The sequence below is a fragment of the Streptosporangium sp. NPDC002524 genome (assembly GCF_040295985.1).
Classification (GTDB): domain Bacteria; phylum Actinomycetota; class Actinomycetes; order Streptosporangiales; family Streptosporangiaceae; genus Streptosporangium.
In genome coordinates this window covers 178,923-194,491 of record NZ_JBEOWK010000006.1, presented here as the reverse complement: position 1 = coordinate 194,491, position 15,569 = coordinate 178,923, and the positions used below count along the sequence as shown (strand labels likewise).

Genomic DNA, 15,569 nt, shown 5'->3' with positions numbered 1-15,569 from the left:
CCGTTTTCACATCGTACCGGCCGGGTCTCCCTTCGTACAGCCGAGCACGGCCGAGCACAGCCATGCACGACCGTGCACAGCGGTGCACGGCCGAGAACACCGCCGACAGGACAGGCACGATCATGACCGAGACCACCCGTATCACCACCCCGTTCAGCGCCACGTCCACCGCCGCCGAGGTCGTGGACGGCATCGACCTCACCGGCCACCGCGCCGTCGTGACCGGCGGAGCGTCCGGCATCGGCGTCGAGACCGCGCGGGCGCTCGCCGGGGCGGGCGCGGAGGTGACGCTGGCGGTACGCGACCTCGACGCCGGGGAGCGCACCGCGAACGACATCATCGCGACCACTGGCAACAAGCGGGTCCTCGTCGCGCCGCTGGACCTCGCCGACCAGGCGTCCGTGGCGTCGTTCACGGCCGCCTGGGACGGCCCGCTGCACCTCCTCGTCAACAACGCCGGCGTCATGGCCTCGCCGGAGACGCGCACGCCGGAGGGCTGGGAGCTGCAGTTCGCCACCAACCACCTCGGCCACTTCGCCCTCGCCACCGGGCTGCACCGGGCACTCGCGGCGGCCGGCGGCGCCCGCGTCGTGTCCGTCAGTTCGAGCGCGCACCTGCGCTCGCCGATCGTCTTCGAGGACATCCACTTCGAGGAGCGCGCCTACGAGCCGTGGTCCGCGTACGGGCAGTCGAAGACGGCCAACGTACTGTTCGGCGTCGAGGCGACGAAGCGCTGGGAGAGCGACGGCATCACCGTCAACGCGCTCATGCCCGGCGGCATCCGGACCAACCTGCAGCGGCACGTCTCCCAGGAGGACCTCGACCGCGCGGTCGCGGCGGCCGGTGGCTCGGGCATCACGTGGAAGACGCCCGAGCAGGGTGCCGCCACGTCCGTGCTGGTCGCGACGTCGCCGCTGCTCGAAGGCGTCGGCGGGCGCTACTTCGAGGACTGCAACGAGGCGGGCCCGAACCTGCCGGGCACCCGCAACGGGGTCGCCGCATACGCCCTCGACCCCGAGGCGGCCGCCCGCCTCTGGAAGGTGTCCGCCGAGACGCTCGCCCGGTGATCCGCCGATCCGCGCCTTGACCGGCACGGTGTATCCGTATATTCGTATGTCCGTATATCAATAACAGCGGCCAAGCCTTTCTCTCATAGAGCAAAAACGAGAAATGGCAATTAAAAAGCCCTTATCGTTTTCAGCATGATGTTTTATTGGACCGTCGTCGTGCACGCGTTGTAATTTCGCCACAACGCCTATATCCGAGCCTCACGTCCCGGAGTGAACAATGCACACGACCGACCGTTCGTCACCCACGCGCCCCAGGAGCGGGCTCGCCGTCGTCGCCATCTGCTTCTTCACGATCGTCTTCGACGGCTACGACCTGATCGTCTACGGGTCGGTGGTTCCCAGCCTGCTCGGCAACCCGGAGTGGGGTCTCACTCCCGCGCAGGCGGGGGCCATCGGCAGCTACGCCCTGATCGGGATGCTGATCGGCGCGGTCGTCGCGGGCATGATCACCGACGTCGTCGGGCGGCGAAAGATCATCCTGGTCAGCATCGCGTGGTTCTCCGTGGCCATGGTGCTGTGCGCCACGGCCACGTCACCGGAGACGCTCGGCCTGTTCCGCTTCGTCGCGGGACTCGGCCTCGGAGGCGTCGTACCGACGACGATCGCCCTCACCGTCGAATACGCCCCGAGAAACCGGCGCAACCTCTACAACGCGCTCATGTTCTGCGGTTACCCGGTGGGCGGCTGCCTCACCGCGCTGGTGGCGATGGCGCTTCTCGCCGACCACGGCTGGCGCGCGATGTTCCTGGTCGGAGCCGCGCCCATCGTGCTGATCCTGCCGCTCGCGATCTGGCTGCTCCCCGAGTCGGCGAGCTACCTGCTGGCGCGGGGGCGCCGGGCCGAGGCCGAGGCCGTGGCCGCCCGCTACGGGCTGGACCTCGCCGACGGCCGCGACGAGCCCGCCGGGCCGCGCGGCGGGAAGGGTGTCACGCTGCCGTTCCGGCGGGGCTACCTCGCCGCCACCCTGCTCTTCGGGGCCGCCAGCTTCTGCGGCCTGCTGCTGGTCTACGGCCTCAACACCTGGCTGCCGCAGATCATGCGCGAGGCCGGCTACCCCCTCGGGCCCGCGCTGCAGTTCCTGCTCGTCCTGAACATCGGGGCGATCGCCGGCACCATTGTGATGTCGGTCCTCGCCGACAGGATCGGGGCCAAGGCCATCACGGTCTGCGCCTTCCTCGCCGCCACCGTCTCCATTTACCTGATGAGCCTCGACCTCGGCACCGGCCTGCTGATGCTCTGCGTCGCCGTCGCGGGACTGGGCAGCGTGGGAACCCAGATCCTGGTCAACGGCTATGTGGCGATCTTCTACCCGGCCGCGGGCAGGGGCTCCGCCCTCGGCTGGACGCTCGGCGTGGGCAGGGCCGGCGCGATCGCCGGTCCGCTCCTGGGCGGCTGGCTGCTGGGCTCCGGCCTCGCGTTCGAATGGAACTTCTACGGGTTCGTGCTGCCCGCCCTGCTGGGCGCGCTGTTCGTCGCCGCGGTACCGCGCCTCGGCCGCCACCGGCGGACTCCGTCCGTCGAGGAGACGCCGACGGAGAGGCCGGTGGAGACCCCGGTGGAGAACGACGCGCTCGGCGGCATCCCGCTCCAGAGACAGGCGCACGACCACCAGAGCGTCATGAGGTGACGGACCGGGCGTCCACCCGCCGGCCGTCAGCCGCCGGCATCGGGACCCGCGGGAGTAGGGGCGGTTTCCCGTGGCCCGCCGGAAAGGATCATCCGGCGGGCCACCCCGGCCATCCAGACGAACGTGAAGGCGATCACCGTCGGGTTCTTGGCGGAGACGAGGACCGACGTCACCAGCTCCCGCCGGTCCTCCGCGACCCAGTGCGCGACGGCGAGGTTGGGCAGGACGTCCAGCACGAGGAAGGCCGCCCCCAGGACGAGACACTGGACGACGATCTCGTACCTCCCGCGTTCGACGAACGCCCCCAGACGCTTCCAGCGGGCGTCGCGGCCGAGTGGCCCCAGCTCGGGGTCGTTCACGATCGCCAGCCGCAGGATCACGTAGAGCAGCAGGACCCGGCTCGCCCCGGTGAGGATCTCGGCGGCGACGTCCGCCGCCGGGAGGTCCTGTCCCCAGCGCACGGCGACGAAGCGCTGGACCGTCGGGATCAGGGAGAGCCCCAGGATGACCCAGAGGTGCCGGACGTAGAAGCGGACGCCCCAGCGCGCCGCGTCGGCGCTGAGCCGCAGTCCCGAGGAGAGAGTCATACCGCTAAGATACTTCAAGATAGTGAACTATTCACTACATCGAAGTATTGGAGCGAGGATGAACGGCGACGAGCTGGGCCGGGAGCTGAGCACCGCGGTCGTGCTCTTCCACGAGGCGGTCGCCCGGCGGCTCGGGCTGAGCGCCGTCGACCACAAGGCCCTGGGATTCGTCACCGGGAACGGCCCGCTGCCCGCCGGGGCGCTCGCCGCCGAACTCGGGCTCGGCGCCAGCGCGATCACCGCGCTGGTCGACCGGCTGGAACGGGCCGGCTACGTGCGACGCGTCCCCGACCCCGGCGACCGCCGCCGCGTGCTCGTCTCCGCCGTCACCGGGAGCACCCCCGACCTCGGCGGCATCTTCGCCGACCTCGGCCGCGAGATGGGCGCCTTCATGACGAAGTACGACGAGCGCGAGCTGGCCGCGATCCTCGACTACGTCACCAACACCATCGCGGTCCTCAAAGCCCAGACCGCCCGCCTGGCGTCACCCGACGGCCCGTGACGCGGGCGCGAGCGGGTTCGGGGCCCCGGCCGTTCCCTCGTGATCAATCCCGCCGCGGGCCGGTCGCCGAGGTGAGGAACTCCCGGACGACCTTGACGAATCCTGCGGGGTCGTTCGCGTAGACGAAATGGTCGGTGTCCAGCTCGGCGAGGCGGGTGCCCGGGCGCCGTTCGACCATGGCCCGCGCCTGGTCGGCGGGGATGACGCCCTGGGTGCCCCGGACCAGCAGGGCGGGACAGGTGGTCGCGAGCCAGTCGTCCCAGTGGTCGCCGTGGACCAGGTCCTCGGAGTCGACCATGTCCTGGGGATGGAAGGGCAGCCGCCAGGTGCCGTCGGCGTTCTCCCGCACCGTGGGAGCGAAGAAGGGGGCCATCTCGCCGAGCCCTTCGAGGAGCTCCCGGCGGGTGGGGGCCTGGTCGCGCAGGGCGAGGACGAAGGCCAGCGGGTTGGGGCCGTGCGGGTCGAGCGAGACCGGCCCCTCGGCGTTGACGAGGACCTCGACCCGGCCGGGGTGACGGGCGGCGAACTGGTAGGCGTTGACGGCGCCCAGCGAATGGCCCAGGATCGCGACCCGGTCGAGGCCGAGATGGTCCAGCAGGGCGAGGACGTCGTCGAGGTATCCCCGGCGGGAGTAGTCGGGCGCCCGGTCCGAGTCCCCGTGGCCGCGCTGGTCGGGGGCGATGACACGCCAGCCGGGAGCCAGCCCGGCGGCCAGGTCGGCGAAACTCGCGCCCTCGGACAGGTGGCCGTGCAGGGCGAGCAGGGGACGGCCCGTGCGGCCGAAGTCGAGATAGGACAGGCGGCGGCCGTCGACGCGCAGCTCGGCGCGGATGGGACTGGTCACTGCGGGTCTCCCTGGTGTCGTCGCTCGGTTATAACGGCGACCCTAGTGCGGATTTGGGCGCTTGCGCAAGACGGATGCATTAGGCAAACGCCTGATTCGTCCGTCCCAGGCGTGGATAGCATGCCTGGCATGGGAAATCGCGAAGACCTGCTGGCCGGGGCCCGGCGCTGCCTGGAGGAGAAGGGGTGGGCGCGCACCACCATCCGCGACATCACGGCCGCGGCGGGCGGGGTCAGCATGGCCGCCATCGGCTACCACTTCGGCTCGCGCGAGGCACTGCTGAACGCGGCCCTCATCGAGGCCATCGACGAGTGGGGCACCGAGACCGGCCGTACCCTGTCCGGCTACGCCAGGCCGGGCGCCGGTCCGGCCGAGCAGTACGAGGCCATGTGGGCGAGCATCATCGAGTCCTTCATCGCGCACCGGCCGCTGTGGATCGCCAGTTTCGAGGCGCTCCTGCAGGCCGAGCACTACCCCGAGCTGCGGGAGCACCTGGCGCGCGGCCAGGCCGAGGGCCGCCGCGGGCTGGCGGCGATCCTGACGGGTGTTCGGGAGGACACGATCGACGACGACGTGACGCGCACCCTGGGCGCGGTGCAGCTGGCCCTGATGAGCGGCGTCATGATGCAGTGGCTGCTCGACCCCGGGCGGGCGCCGTCCGCGGCGCAGGTGGTGGCCGGCCTGAGAGCGGTCGTGGGCGGCCTCGACCCCGCGCCGGAGTGACCCCCCGGCCGGCCCCCGGAGCCGCGCGGCCCTCCGTCGCGACGACCGGTCGACCGGTCGGCCGGGTCGTCGAGCCGTCGAGCCGTTGAGTCGTCGGATCACCGAGTCACCAGAGTCACCGGGTCATTGGGGCGCCGGGTCGCTGAGTCGCCGGGGCGTTGAAGCCCGGGGGAATGCACCTCTCGTACTTTGGGCCGATCCGAAGTGATGCGTGCTCTCGTACCATGATGAGGTGCTCCCCCTAGTGCGCTCCCTGTGGGACGAGCCCCGTCCCCCCGACCCGCCGGCGCGGGTGTGGCGGGACTGGGCGCTGGTGGGGGTGCTCGTGCCGGTCGCGCTGCTCGAAGGGGTGCTGCGGCCGGACCTTCCGTGGCGGGTCGTCTCGGTGGCGGTCACCGTCGCGCTGGTCCCCACGCTGTTGTGGCGCCGGAGCAGGCCGCTGCCGGTGGTCATGATCGTCTTCGGCACCACGAGCCTCGCCCCCCTGCTGACGGGCGGCGACCCCATGGAGACGTACACGATGGGCTACCTGCTGCTCGTCGTGTACTCGCTGGTCCGGTGGGGGTCCGGGCGCGAGGTGGTGGCCGGGCTGGCGATCATGCTCGTCGCGGTGCACCTCTCGATCGTCTTCGACCGTCTCGCCCCGGGCGACGTGGTCGCCGCGTTCGCCGTCATGTTCTCCGCCGTCGCCCTGGGCGGGGCGCTCCGGTACCGGGCGAGGGCGAGGATGCGCGAGCTCGACCAGGTCAAGATGCTCGAACGCGAGCAGCTCGCCCGCGACCTGCACGACATCGTCGCCCATCACGTCTCGGCGATGGCGATCCGCGCCCAGGCCGGTCTCGCCACCTCGGCGGCGCGGCCGAACGCCGCGACCGAGGCGCTCCACGTGATCGAGGCCGAGGCGTCGCGCGCCCTCGCCGAGATGCGCGCCATGGTCCGCGTCCTGCGCCGGGACCAACCGGCGGACCTCGCGCCCGGCCGGCGCGTCACCGACCTCCGGCAGCTCGCGAGCCGGGGCACGTCCGGCCCGTCCGTCGACGTGGAGATCCCGGACGACCTCGGCGACCTCCCCCCGTCGGTCGAGGCCGCCGTCTACCGCCTCGCCCAGGAGTCGGTCACCAACGCCCGGCGGCACGCCCGTCACGCCACCCGCGTCGAGGTCCGCGTCACCGCCGACGACACGTCGGTGCGCCTGCGCGTGAGCGACGACGGCGACACCGGTTCCGTACGCCCGGCCGCGACGCCGGGGTACGGGCTCATCGGCATGATCGAACGCGCCGAGCTGCTCGGCGGCACCTGCGAGGCAGGCCCGGCCCCCGGCCGGGGCTGGACCGTCACCGCCGTACTGCCCAGGGCCGGGGCGGCGACGTGAGCATCAGGGTGCTCGTCGCCGACGACCAGGAGATCGTCCGCACCGGGCTCGTGATGATCCTCGACGCCCAGCCGGACATCGAGGTCGTCGGCGAGGCCGCCGACGGGCGGCGGGCCGTCGAGCTCGCGCGGCGCCTGCGCCCCGACGTGTGCCTGTTCGACATCCGCATGCCCGGCCTCGACGGCATCCAGGCCACCCGCCTCCTCGCCGGGCCGGACGTCGACGACCCCCTCGCCGTCGTCGTCATCACCACGTTCGACCTCGACGAGTACGTCTACGCCGCGCTGCGGGCCGGTGCCCGGGGCTTCCTGCTCAAGGACGCCGGCACCGTGCTGCTCTCCCAGGCCGTCCACGCCGCCGCCGACGGTGACGCGCTCATCGCCCCGAGCGTCACCGCGCGGCTGCTCGGCGCCTTCGCCGACAACGGGCCCGCCTCACCGTCGCTGCCGCACCCCGTCGAGGCGCTCACGGAACGGGAGGAGCAGATCCTCGTCACCGTGGCGCGGGGACGGACCAACAGCGAGATCGCCGGCGAGTTCCACATCTCCCTCAGCACCGTGAAGACCCACATCGCGAGCCTGATGGCCAAGCTCGGTGCCCGCAACCGCGTCGAGATCGCCATGTGGGCCTACGAGACCAAACGCGTCAGGAACTGAGCCGGACCTCGTTCCGCCGGGCGTTCCCGGGCGGTGGCGTTCCATCGGTGGAACAGCCCGTCTCCCCGGGCGCTCCTAGGCGGCGCGGAAACGGCCCGGACGGTGGCGTTTCCCCGGCGGGACGGCCCGCCCCGGACCGGCCGATCATCCATCGATCGGGCGTACTTTCGGCTGATGAGTCCCTCGCGGGGCTCTTCTACCGTGATTCCCGTGGCACGGGACATCCTCGGCGCCACCCGGCCGGCGACACCTCCGATACACCGCCACCGGCCACGACGCCGGTCCGCGAGCACGGCGCCCCGGCAGACCCGTACCCCACCCGCGATGGATGAGGAGAATGCGTTGAAAGCGTTCGTCCTGCGCTCGTACGGCTCCCCCGACGTCCTCGACCTGACGGAGGTCGACACGCCCGTCCCCGGCGACGGCGAGGTGCTCGTCCGGGTGCGCGCCACCTCCGTCAACCCCTACGACTGGCACAACATGAGAGGCGAGCCGTACGTCGCGCGCCTGATGCCCGGCGGCCTGGGCTTCCGCGCCCCGAAGCTCGGCGTCCTGGGCGCCGACATGGCCGGGCAGGTCGAGGCGGTCGGCGCGAACGTGACGGCGTTCCGCCCCGGCGACGAGGTGTTCGCGCTGCTCAAGGGGGGCGGCTTCGCCGAGTACGTGTGCGTCGGGGAGGACGAGCTGGCGCCGAAACCGAGGAACCTGTCGTACGAGCAGGCGGCAGCGGTGCCGATGGCGGCGGGCACCGCCCTGCTGGGCCTGCGCGACGACGGGCGGATCCAGCCGGGGCAGCGGGTCCTCGTCAACGGCGCCTCGGGAGGGGTGGGGACGTTCGCCGTGCAGATCGCCCGCGCGTTCGGCGCGGAGGTCACCGGCGTCTGCGGTACGGGGAACGTGGGCATGGTCCGCTCGATCGGCGCCGACGAGGTCGTCGACTACACCAAGGAGGACTTCACCCGGAGGGAGCGGCGCTACGACCTCCTGCTGGACGTCGCGGGAGGCCGCCCGGTGTCGGCCTGCCGCCGGACGCTGACTCCCAAGGGGACCTACGTCATCGTCGGCGGGCCCGGCGGCCGATGGCTGCGTCCCGTCGGCCACATGGTCTCGGCCCTCGCGACCGCGCCGTTCGTGTCCCAGCGGACGGCCAGGACGGACATCGTCCAATGCCCGGACAACACGAGGAACCTGGTGACGCTGACCGAGCTCATCGAGGCCGGGAAGGTCACCCCGGTCATCGACCGGCTCTACCCGTTCGAGGAGATCCGGGCGGCCGTCAGATACCAGGAGGAGGGGCACGTGCCGGGAAAGGTCGTCGTCACGCTGTGAGACGGCGGACCCGGCCCCTCCACGCGTACGACAACCACGACCACGACCACGACCACGACCACGACGCCGACGCCGACACCGTCGCCGTCGCCGTCGCCGGAACGGGTGACCCGCGTCCCCGGGACGCGGGTCACCCGCGATCAGCTCGCCTTCACATCGAACGCGTAACCGTAACCCCAGACCACCGTGCCGTCACGGTCCAGGGCCTCGACGTAGACCAGGTTCAGGCCGGCCTCCGTGGGAGTGAGGGTCGCCTTCGCCGATCCGCTCCCGTCCACGGCCACCTCCGCCTGGACCTCGCCGTAGGAGTAGCGGAAGGCGGTGACGACGTCCCGCAGGTCTCCGGAGCCGAAGACGAACTCGCCCGGGATCCCGACGCCCCCGCCCGGCTCGCCGCCGGATTCGGGGTAGGTGCCGGAAGAGACGCCGGGCGGGTGCTCCAGCCCCCTGACGTCGAAACAGTACTCGGACTCGGGACCGCGGTTTCCCGCGCGGTCGACGCTCCGCACGCGCAGGCAGTTGCCGGTCTCGCGAGACGGTTTCAACGTGACGGTGGCGGAACCGCCGGTGCCCGCAGGCGTCTCCTCGAACAGCCCGTCGAAGTCGTAGACGTAGGCCGCGACGTCGTCGACGCCGTTGGGCGTGAAGGTGAACGCGCCCGGCAGGTAGACGTGCCCGCCCGGCGTCTCCCTCGGATAATCCGTGGAGGACACCAGCGGCGGCTTCTCGGGGGCGGTCATGTCGACGGTGAACTCCTGCCACGGGGTCCACTCGCTGACGTCGTGGTCCGGCTCTCCGGCCTCGTTGGTGTACGGATTCTCGGCCCTGACCCGCCAGCGGTACGACGAACCGGCGGTGAGCTGCCCCTCCGGCACCGTCACGCAGTAACGGGTGTCGACGTCCCCCAGGTCACTGACCAGCTCACCCAGCCTGGTCCCGTCCTGGGCCGCCCACTCGAAACGGCCTCGCACCAGCTCCCGATAGGTGCCCCTGTCCGGGTCGGACAGCTTGGCGCCCAGTGCCGGCGTGACCGAGTTCACGTACCGGCCGGCCGTCCCGGAGGTGTGGCAGGAGTCGAGATCGGACGTGACCGAGGTCTCCGCGGGGAGGTCGGGGGGAGCGTTGTGGGTGACCGACAGATCGGCGAGGTTGAGGAGTTCGTGGTTGATCTCCGGGTTCGTCTCGTCGACGGACCTGATGCCCAGCGTGATGTGGTCCTTCCCCGCGGCCACCGCCTCCCTGACGACGGCGGTGATCCTGAAGGGCAGCGACTCGATGCAGAACCAGCCGGGAGCGACCAGGAGCGGGCGTTTCCACTTCGGCTGCCTCTTCCAGCTGGTCGAGGGTTTGATGTCCCCGGTCTCCCAGAGTTCGACGTCGCGGCGGCACTCCGAGGAATGGGTCCTCCTCACGCCGAACCAGGCCTCGGTGATCCGCTCCACGTCGGCGAGCGAGGTCAGGTCCATCTGGAAGAACGCCCGGGTGATGTTCCTGGGCCGTTCCTGGAACCCGACGAAGACCCGGTCCTCCTGCCAGTGCGTCGCGTTCTGGTGCTTGGAGGAGACGTAGGTCCAGTGGGTCCGGGGGATGGTGGTGCTCCCCTGCGCCTGGGCCGCCGCCGGGGCCACGAGCACCGGCAGCACCGCCAGTACCGCCGTCAGCGCCATCAGTGCCGCGAAGGCGGCACGTGGTCGTAAGTGGTTCAAAGCGTTCTCTCCCCTGAAGAGTGCCCGCGACCCGCCCCCGGTTCCTCCGAGGACGCCCCTCTGGCCGCCGCGCACGCCCATGGTGACCGCACCCCGTTGAGGGAACCGTATATTCCGCCTTTAATGCGCTTTAGAAACTTTCATCGTCATTCATCCGTTATCACCGGATGCTTGGGGGGATCGGCGGGGGCCTGTACGGGGGGAACCGGACATGGAGTTTCGAGTATTGGGGCGACTCGAGGTATGGCGTGATGGATTGTGTGCCGACATCTCGGCTCCCAAACAGCGCGTGCTTCTCGCGACGCTGCTGTGCCATGCCAACGAGGCGGTCTCCCGCGACCGCCTGATCGACACCCTGTGGGGAGAGCGCCCACCCCGCTCGGCCGGGGACAACCTCCGGATCTACGTGTACCACCTGCGGCGGATCCTGGGCGACGAGGGCAGGATCGTCCGGCGCGTGTACGGCTACGCCCTCGAAGTCCGGCCAGGAGAGCTGGACGCCGACACCTTCACCGAGCTGTCCGACCGAGGACTGGCCGCCCGCGCCGCCGGAGACCCGGCCGCCGCGAGCCGCTCGTTCGGCGGCGCGCTGGCGCTGTGGCGAGGAGGTACGTCGTTCGCGGAGGTACCGCGGCGCGGCCCGATCGGCGCGACGGCCGACGCCCTCGACGAGCGGCGCGAGGTCGTGGCGGAGTCGCGCGTGGAGGCCGAGCTCTCCCTCGGCCACTCCGGTGAGCTGGTCGGCGAGCTGCGCCGCCTGGTGGCGGCCAACCCGCTGCGGGAGAAGCCGTACGCCCAGCTCATGCTCGCCCTCTACCGCGGCGGGCGGCGGGCCGAGGCGCTCGACGTCTACCGGAGGGCCCGCCGGGTGCTGGTCGAGGAACTCGGCCTCGAACCCGGACCGGAACTGCGCGCCATGGAGGCCGCCGTACTCAACGGCGACGCGGCCCTGCTGCCGTCATCGAGGTCGTCGGCATCGGCGCCACCGGCATCGGCGCCACCGGTGTTGGCGCCACCGGTGTTGGCGCCACCGGCATCAGGGCCGCCGCCATCCGGTCCGCCTGTATCCGGGCCGCCGCCATTTGGGCCACCGGTATCAAGTCCGCAGGCATCCGGGCCGCCCGCACCGGAGTCGTTGGCACCGGGGTTATCGGCACCGGAGTCACCGGCATCAGGCCCGCGGCGGGCGCGCTTCCCGGACGTCCTCCTCAGATGAGGCCAGGAAAGCGCGCCGGTTCCCGGGGTTCGAGCCGGTCATGGACGGTGACGGTAGGCCCCTGACGCGGGGACAAGGTCAACACGAGGGGGCGAGATGTGGCGGACCGGACAACTGGCGCGCATGGCCGGCGTCACTGAGCGCACCCTGCGCCACCACGACAAGACCGGACTGCTCACGCCCGCCGCGATCGCGGGTTCAGTGCTCCGGCGGGGCAACCGTGCGGCCCCGGACCTCAGTTTCCCTTCGGGGAGGTTTCGAGCGTCACCGGCGACTCCCCGAACAGGTCGAACCCGGAAAGTTCCTCGGGAAGGTCCTCGGCCTTGACGACCAGGTCCTCGGGCGGCGGCTCGATGGTCACCCTGGCGCCCCAGCCGGTGAAGCGCAGGTCGGAGCTGATGCCCAGCTCGACGTTGTCGTTCGTCATCTGAGAGGTCCTGGTGGTCAGGCGGGTGACCCTGCCCCTCGCGTCGAACCAGAGGGCCCAGGTGAGCTTCTCGCCGCGTTCCGACGGGATCCCGCCGAAGGGCAGGCCGGGGATCTTGGAGGTGCGGATGGTGCCCTTCGCGGCACGTGGGCCGACGGAGGAGGCGGTGTCGAGCAGCGCCCGCAGCGCGCCCGGCTGGAAGAGATCGACCGCGATGTCCGCCGGACTGCTCTCCGGCCATTGGCTGCGTACCCACTTCTTGCCCAGCGGCAGCCTGCCGACCAGCTCACCACCCGAGGTGTAGTGCGCGTCCCTGACCCTGATGAGCAGTGCCGGGAAGAGTATGTCTGATTTAAGCTCCTCCGGGAGGTCGGGCGCGTAGTACGTGATGCTGTCATCCGTTTCCACCAGCCCTCCCTTGCCGAATCCGGCGACCCGGTCGGTCCGGGTGGTCATGAACCGCTTGCCGTCGGCCGACATGCGGGTGACCAGGGAGACGGTGACACCCCTGCCCGGCACGACCTGGGCGCGGAGCGCCTTCACCGGATCGGGAGCGGCGGCACGGGCGGGCAACGGCGTGAGCAGAACGAGGCTCGCGACGAGGCCGGCGACAACCCTTTTCATGTGATTTCCTTCGACATCCGGAGAGGGAGGGAATCCTGCCAATCGAAGATCACGACGCTATCTCGGATTCGTCCCGACGCGCATGAACGGAATCCGGCCGATCGCGTTCCAGCGCGTCATGGAAAAGCGCTCCGGCACCCGGGCGGTGAGAAAGGCTCGCACCCGTGAGGCGCGGACCGCGGGAGAGATCCGGGGGCTGGCCACCCGTCCGCGCACTGTGCCAGGGTGACCGGCATGCTAGCGATCACCGTACTGACGGAAGACGGTCACCGGCACGTCCGGGCGAGTGCCGGGAAACTCGCCGAGCTGGTCGGCGGGCTGGGCGGCCGGGACAACAGGTTCCTGGTCGTCCAGCGGATTCCCGACCTGCCCCAGGTCTTCGTCCAGGTGTGGCACGAGGAGGGCGGCGACTACACGCTGGAACACCGCGACGGGGCACCCGACCGGCACTTCCAGGCGGTGTTCGACGCGCCCGAGCCGGTGGTCGCGGCGATGACCCGCTGGGCGCGTTCGGAGGACGGATGGGACTCCGAGGCGCGCTGGACCCCCCTGGACCTGGGCCTGCCCGGACCTCCGCCCCCTCTCGAACTCGAACTCGAACTCGACGAGGACGAGCGTAAGAGTCTCGACGCGCGCGTCCGTGAGGTGATCGTGGGCGGTTACGCGACGCGAGCGCAACTGGCCGAGATCGCCCAGGACCACCTGGTGTCGGGGGACCGCCGGCCGGTCTCCGCCGAGCAGGCGCGCCTGCTGGTGGACCGGATGTGGCTGGAACGCGTCGGGGAGCAGTCCTCCTGGGAGGGGGAGACCGACCCGGAACGGCTCACCCGGGCCTTCGCCGCCCTGGAGGCCACGGGCATCACGGCGAGGGAGAACTTCACCTGCTGCCGTACGTGCGGCCAGGCGGAGATCGGGGCGGCGGGCTCACCGGACGCCCGCGGCCACGTCTACTTCCACAGCCAGTGCACGGTCTCGGCCGCGGCCGGACACGGGCTGACACTCCTGTACGGCGGGTTCGACGGCTCACCGGACACGACGGCGTCCATCGGGCGAGAGGTCGTGGCCGCGCTCGCGGCGGCCGGCCTCCCGGCGGAGTGGGACGGCGACCCCTCACGGGCCATCACCGTCGTCCCCCTCGACTGGCGCAAACGCCTCGTCGGCTGAGCACGAACCCGGCCGCGGGCCCGCGCGGGATCGCCGGAAGGGGTCCCGCGAGACCGGGCCGGCCGTCGGGAGCACGCTTCCACGAGACCTTGCCCCTGGCACAGAAGCCGGGAGCGCGCCTTCACGAGGCCTTGCCCCTGGCGCGGAAGGCCGCGGTCTTGACGCGGTTCTGGCAGGTGGTGCCGCAGAACCGGCGGGTGCCGTTGCGGGAGACGTCCACGTAGACCCGGTCGCAGTGCGGTGCCGTGCACACGCCGAGACGGTCGTGGTACTCGCTCCCCAGCACGATCGCGAGACCGGTGGCACAGCTCGCCGCCCAGTCGCCCGCCATGGTGCCACCCGGGCCGTGGAAGTGCAGGTGCCACGGCTCCCCGTCGTGACGTTCGAGCATCGGCCGGGCGCGGGCCTCCTCCAGAAGATCGTTGATCCGCAGGGCGGCGGCGTCGACGTCCCCCCTCGTGACGGCGTCGAAGACCACGCGCAGCCGCGTCGCGATCTCGGCGAGCTCACCGGCCTCGACCTCGGTGACCTCCCGATGACCCGGGTAGCCGGTGCGCAGGCCCTCCGCGGCGGCGGCGGCGAGATCGTGCGGCGGCGGGAAGTCGCGACCCCGCCTCTCTCCCGGGGTCAGCTCGTTGACCAACCCCACCGCCACCCGGACGATCGCATCAGCGTGACTGTTGAAGTTCACTTGACCGGTTACATCCTCGCGTTCTAGATTGTGACTGTCATAAGCTTATAAGACAGTTACAAGGAGTTCATGGTGCTCACCCACGATGCCGCACTCGAGTGGATCGCACGATGGGACCGACAGCAGGAGGGCTACCTGCCCGACCGCGAGGAGCGCTTCACCGCGCTGATCGACGCCGTCGAGGCGACGGGCCGCCCCGACCCGCTGGTCATCGACCTCGGCTGCGGACCGGGCTCGCTCTCCGCCCGCCTCCTGGAACGACTGCCCGAGGCGAGGGTGATCTCGGTCGACGCGGACCCCCTGCTGCTCGGCCTCGGCCGGGCCGCCTACCCGCACCTCACCTTCGTCTCCCTCGACCTGCGCACCCCCGGCTGGACGGAGTCCCTGGGCCTGGACGGGCCGGCCGACGTCGCGGTGAGCACCACCGCGCTGCACTGGATCTCCGGACCGGACCTGCGGAAGATGTACGCCGAGCTGGCGACCGTGCTGCGTCCGGGAGGGCTGCTGCTCAACGGCGACCACCTGGAGAGCGACGACACCACCCCGGCCATCGCCCGCCTCGAACGCGCCGTGCACGACCGGGAGACCCGGCGCGTGTTCGCCGACGGCCACCCGGAGGACTGGCGCCGGTGGTGGGAGGCGGTCGACGCGGATCCCGACTTCGCCGAGCTGCGCACCGCGCGTACCACCGCGGGCGCCGACCATCACGGCTCGGAGTCCTCGCTGCTCTCCGAGCACGTCGAGGCCCTCCGCGACGCCGGGTTCGCCGAGACCGGCACCCTCTGGCAGCGCGGCCACAACCGTCTCCTCTGCGCTGTCCGCGACTGAGGCACCGTTCGCGACCGAGGCGACCGTCCGCGACCAAGGCACCGCCCACGGCTGACGCGCTGTCCGAAACCGACGCGTCGCCCGCGACCAACGCGCCGCGCGCAACCGGCGCGTCGCCCGCGACCGATACGCCGTCCGCGACCGATCCAGCAGGCCGACCCGGCAGACGAGTCCGGTCGGCGGGCAGGTCCGGTCGGCGGGCA

Annotated in this window: 16 protein-coding genes; 11 read left to right on the top strand and 5 right to left on the bottom strand. The window is 71.3% G+C overall.

Going from position 1 to position 15,569, the window contains the following annotated elements:
- Positions 1-122: 122 nt before the first annotated feature.
- Together ABT053_RS12390 and ABT053_RS12385 are read left to right on the top strand one after the other, a co-directional pair.
- Positions 123-1,067: an SDR family NAD(P)-dependent oxidoreductase gene (locus tag ABT053_RS12390; protein ID WP_350969022.1), complete on the top strand. Its 945-nt coding sequence runs from the start codon at positions 123-125 to the stop codon at positions 1,065-1,067.
- 220 nt (positions 1,068-1,287) lie between these two features.
- Positions 1,288-2,697 (top strand): MFS transporter, encoded by a 1,410-nt coding sequence (locus ABT053_RS12385; RefSeq protein WP_350969021.1) that lies wholly within the window; start codon positions 1,288-1,290, stop codon positions 2,695-2,697.
- A 26-nt stretch (positions 2,698-2,723) separates the two neighbouring features.
- Here the strand turns inward: ABT053_RS12385 and ABT053_RS12380 are convergent, their stop codons facing one another.
- Positions 2,724-3,284: a hypothetical protein gene (locus ABT053_RS12380; RefSeq protein WP_350969020.1), complete on the bottom strand. Its 561-nt coding sequence runs from the start codon at positions 3,282-3,284 to the stop codon at positions 2,724-2,726.
- Between the two features lie 58 nt (positions 3,285-3,342).
- Between ABT053_RS12380 and ABT053_RS12375 the strand changes: the two genes are divergently transcribed.
- Positions 3,343-3,786 carry a MarR family winged helix-turn-helix transcriptional regulator gene (locus ABT053_RS12375; protein ID WP_350969018.1) on the top strand — a complete coding sequence of 148 codons (444 nt, stop codon included), beginning with the start codon at positions 3,343-3,345 and terminating at the stop codon, positions 3,784-3,786.
- 43 nt (positions 3,787-3,829) lie between these two features.
- On the opposite strand, the gene ABT053_RS12370 is transcribed toward ABT053_RS12375, so the two are convergent.
- Positions 3,830-4,630: an alpha/beta fold hydrolase gene (locus ABT053_RS12370; protein WP_350969017.1), complete on the bottom strand. Its 801-nt coding sequence runs from the start codon at positions 4,628-4,630 to the stop codon at positions 3,830-3,832.
- Between the two features lie 129 nt (positions 4,631-4,759).
- On the opposite strand from ABT053_RS12370, the gene ABT053_RS12365 reads away from it, so the two are divergent.
- From ABT053_RS12365 to ABT053_RS12350, 4 genes are all read left to right on the top strand, one after another.
- Positions 4,760-5,353 carry a TetR/AcrR family transcriptional regulator gene (locus tag ABT053_RS12365; protein ID WP_350969016.1) on the top strand — a complete coding sequence of 198 codons (594 nt, stop codon included), beginning with the start codon at positions 4,760-4,762 and terminating at the stop codon, positions 5,351-5,353.
- A 232-nt stretch (positions 5,354-5,585) separates the two neighbouring features.
- Positions 5,586-6,725 (top strand): sensor histidine kinase, encoded by a 1,140-nt coding sequence (locus tag ABT053_RS12360; protein ID WP_350969015.1) that lies wholly within the window; start codon positions 5,586-5,588, stop codon positions 6,723-6,725.
- Positions 6,722-7,381 (top strand): response regulator, encoded by a 660-nt coding sequence (locus ABT053_RS12355; RefSeq protein WP_350969014.1) that lies wholly within the window; start codon positions 6,722-6,724, stop codon positions 7,379-7,381. The genes ABT053_RS12360 and ABT053_RS12355 overlap by 4 nt, the downstream gene beginning before the upstream one ends.
- Positions 7,382-7,723: 342 nt before the next feature.
- Positions 7,724-8,710, top strand: coding sequence for an NAD(P)-dependent alcohol dehydrogenase (locus tag ABT053_RS12350; RefSeq protein ID WP_350969013.1), 987 nt, complete (start codon positions 7,724-7,726; stop codon positions 8,708-8,710).
- Positions 8,711-8,850: 140 nt separating this feature from the next.
- On the opposite strand, the gene ABT053_RS12345 is transcribed toward ABT053_RS12350, so the two are convergent.
- Positions 8,851-10,416, bottom strand: coding sequence for a hypothetical protein (locus ABT053_RS12345; protein WP_350969012.1), 1,566 nt, complete (start codon positions 10,414-10,416; stop codon positions 8,851-8,853).
- 289 nt (positions 10,417-10,705) lie between these two features.
- On the opposite strand from ABT053_RS12345, the gene ABT053_RS12340 reads away from it, so the two are divergent.
- Both ABT053_RS12340 and ABT053_RS12335 read left to right on the top strand, forming a co-directional pair.
- The gene (locus ABT053_RS12340; protein ID WP_350969011.1) at positions 10,706-11,632 is read left to right on the top strand and encodes an AfsR/SARP family transcriptional regulator; all 927 of its coding nucleotides are present in this window, start codon (positions 10,706-10,708) and stop codon (positions 11,630-11,632) included.
- A 96-nt stretch (positions 11,633-11,728) separates the two neighbouring features.
- The gene (locus ABT053_RS12335; protein WP_350969010.1) at positions 11,729-11,959 is read left to right on the top strand and encodes a MerR family DNA-binding transcriptional regulator; all 231 of its coding nucleotides are present in this window, start codon (positions 11,729-11,731) and stop codon (positions 11,957-11,959) included.
- Here the strand turns inward: ABT053_RS12335 and ABT053_RS12330 are convergent.
- Positions 11,868-12,683 (bottom strand): hypothetical protein, encoded by an 816-nt coding sequence (locus ABT053_RS12330; protein ID WP_350969009.1) that lies wholly within the window; start codon positions 12,681-12,683, stop codon positions 11,868-11,870. The genes ABT053_RS12335 and ABT053_RS12330 overlap by 92 nt on opposite strands.
- Before the next feature lie 234 nt (positions 12,684-12,917).
- Here ABT053_RS12330 and ABT053_RS12325 point away from each other — a divergent pair, with 234 nt between their 5' ends.
- Entirely contained in the window at positions 12,918-13,847 is a 930-nt protein-coding gene (locus ABT053_RS12325; protein ID WP_502991749.1) for a DUF6891 domain-containing protein, read from the top strand.
- A 121-nt stretch (positions 13,848-13,968) separates the two neighbouring features.
- Here the strand turns inward: ABT053_RS12325 and ABT053_RS12320 are convergent, their stop codons facing one another.
- Positions 13,969-14,538, bottom strand: a complete 570-nt coding sequence (locus tag ABT053_RS12320) for a CGNR zinc finger domain-containing protein (RefSeq protein ID WP_350969007.1) — start codon at positions 14,536-14,538, stop codon at positions 13,969-13,971.
- 72 nt (positions 14,539-14,610) lie between these two features.
- Here ABT053_RS12320 and ABT053_RS12315 point away from each other — a divergent pair, with 72 nt between their 5' ends.
- Positions 14,611-15,366 (top strand): class I SAM-dependent methyltransferase, encoded by a 756-nt coding sequence (locus tag ABT053_RS12315; protein WP_350969006.1) that lies wholly within the window; start codon positions 14,611-14,613, stop codon positions 15,364-15,366.
- Positions 15,367-15,569: the final 203 nt, after the last annotated feature.

Excerpts from the sequence above, each read along its gene's own strand:
- ABT053_RS12365 (WP_350969016.1), top strand. The coding sequence starts at position 4,760 with ATGGGAAATCGCGAAGACCTGCTGGCCGGGGCCCGGCGCTGCCTGGAG.
- ABT053_RS12325 (WP_502991749.1), top strand. The coding sequence starts at position 12,918 with ATGCTAGCGATCACCGTACTGACGGAAGACGGTCACCGGCACGTCCGG.
- ABT053_RS12380 (WP_350969020.1), bottom strand. The coding sequence starts at position 3,284 with ATGACTCTCTCCTCGGGACTGCGGCTCAGCGCCGACGCGGCGCGCTGG.
- ABT053_RS12330 (WP_350969009.1), bottom strand. The coding sequence starts at position 12,683 with ATGAAAAGGGTTGTCGCCGGCCTCGTCGCGAGCCTCGTTCTGCTCACG.
- ABT053_RS12375 (WP_350969018.1), top strand. The coding sequence starts at position 3,343 with ATGAACGGCGACGAGCTGGGCCGGGAGCTGAGCACCGCGGTCGTGCTC.
- ABT053_RS12385 (WP_350969021.1), top strand. The coding sequence starts at position 1,288 with ATGCACACGACCGACCGTTCGTCACCCACGCGCCCCAGGAGCGGGCTC.
- ABT053_RS12390 (WP_350969022.1), top strand. The coding sequence starts at position 123 with ATGACCGAGACCACCCGTATCACCACCCCGTTCAGCGCCACGTCCACC.
- ABT053_RS12335 (WP_350969010.1), top strand. The coding sequence starts at position 11,729 with ATGTGGCGGACCGGACAACTGGCGCGCATGGCCGGCGTCACTGAGCGC.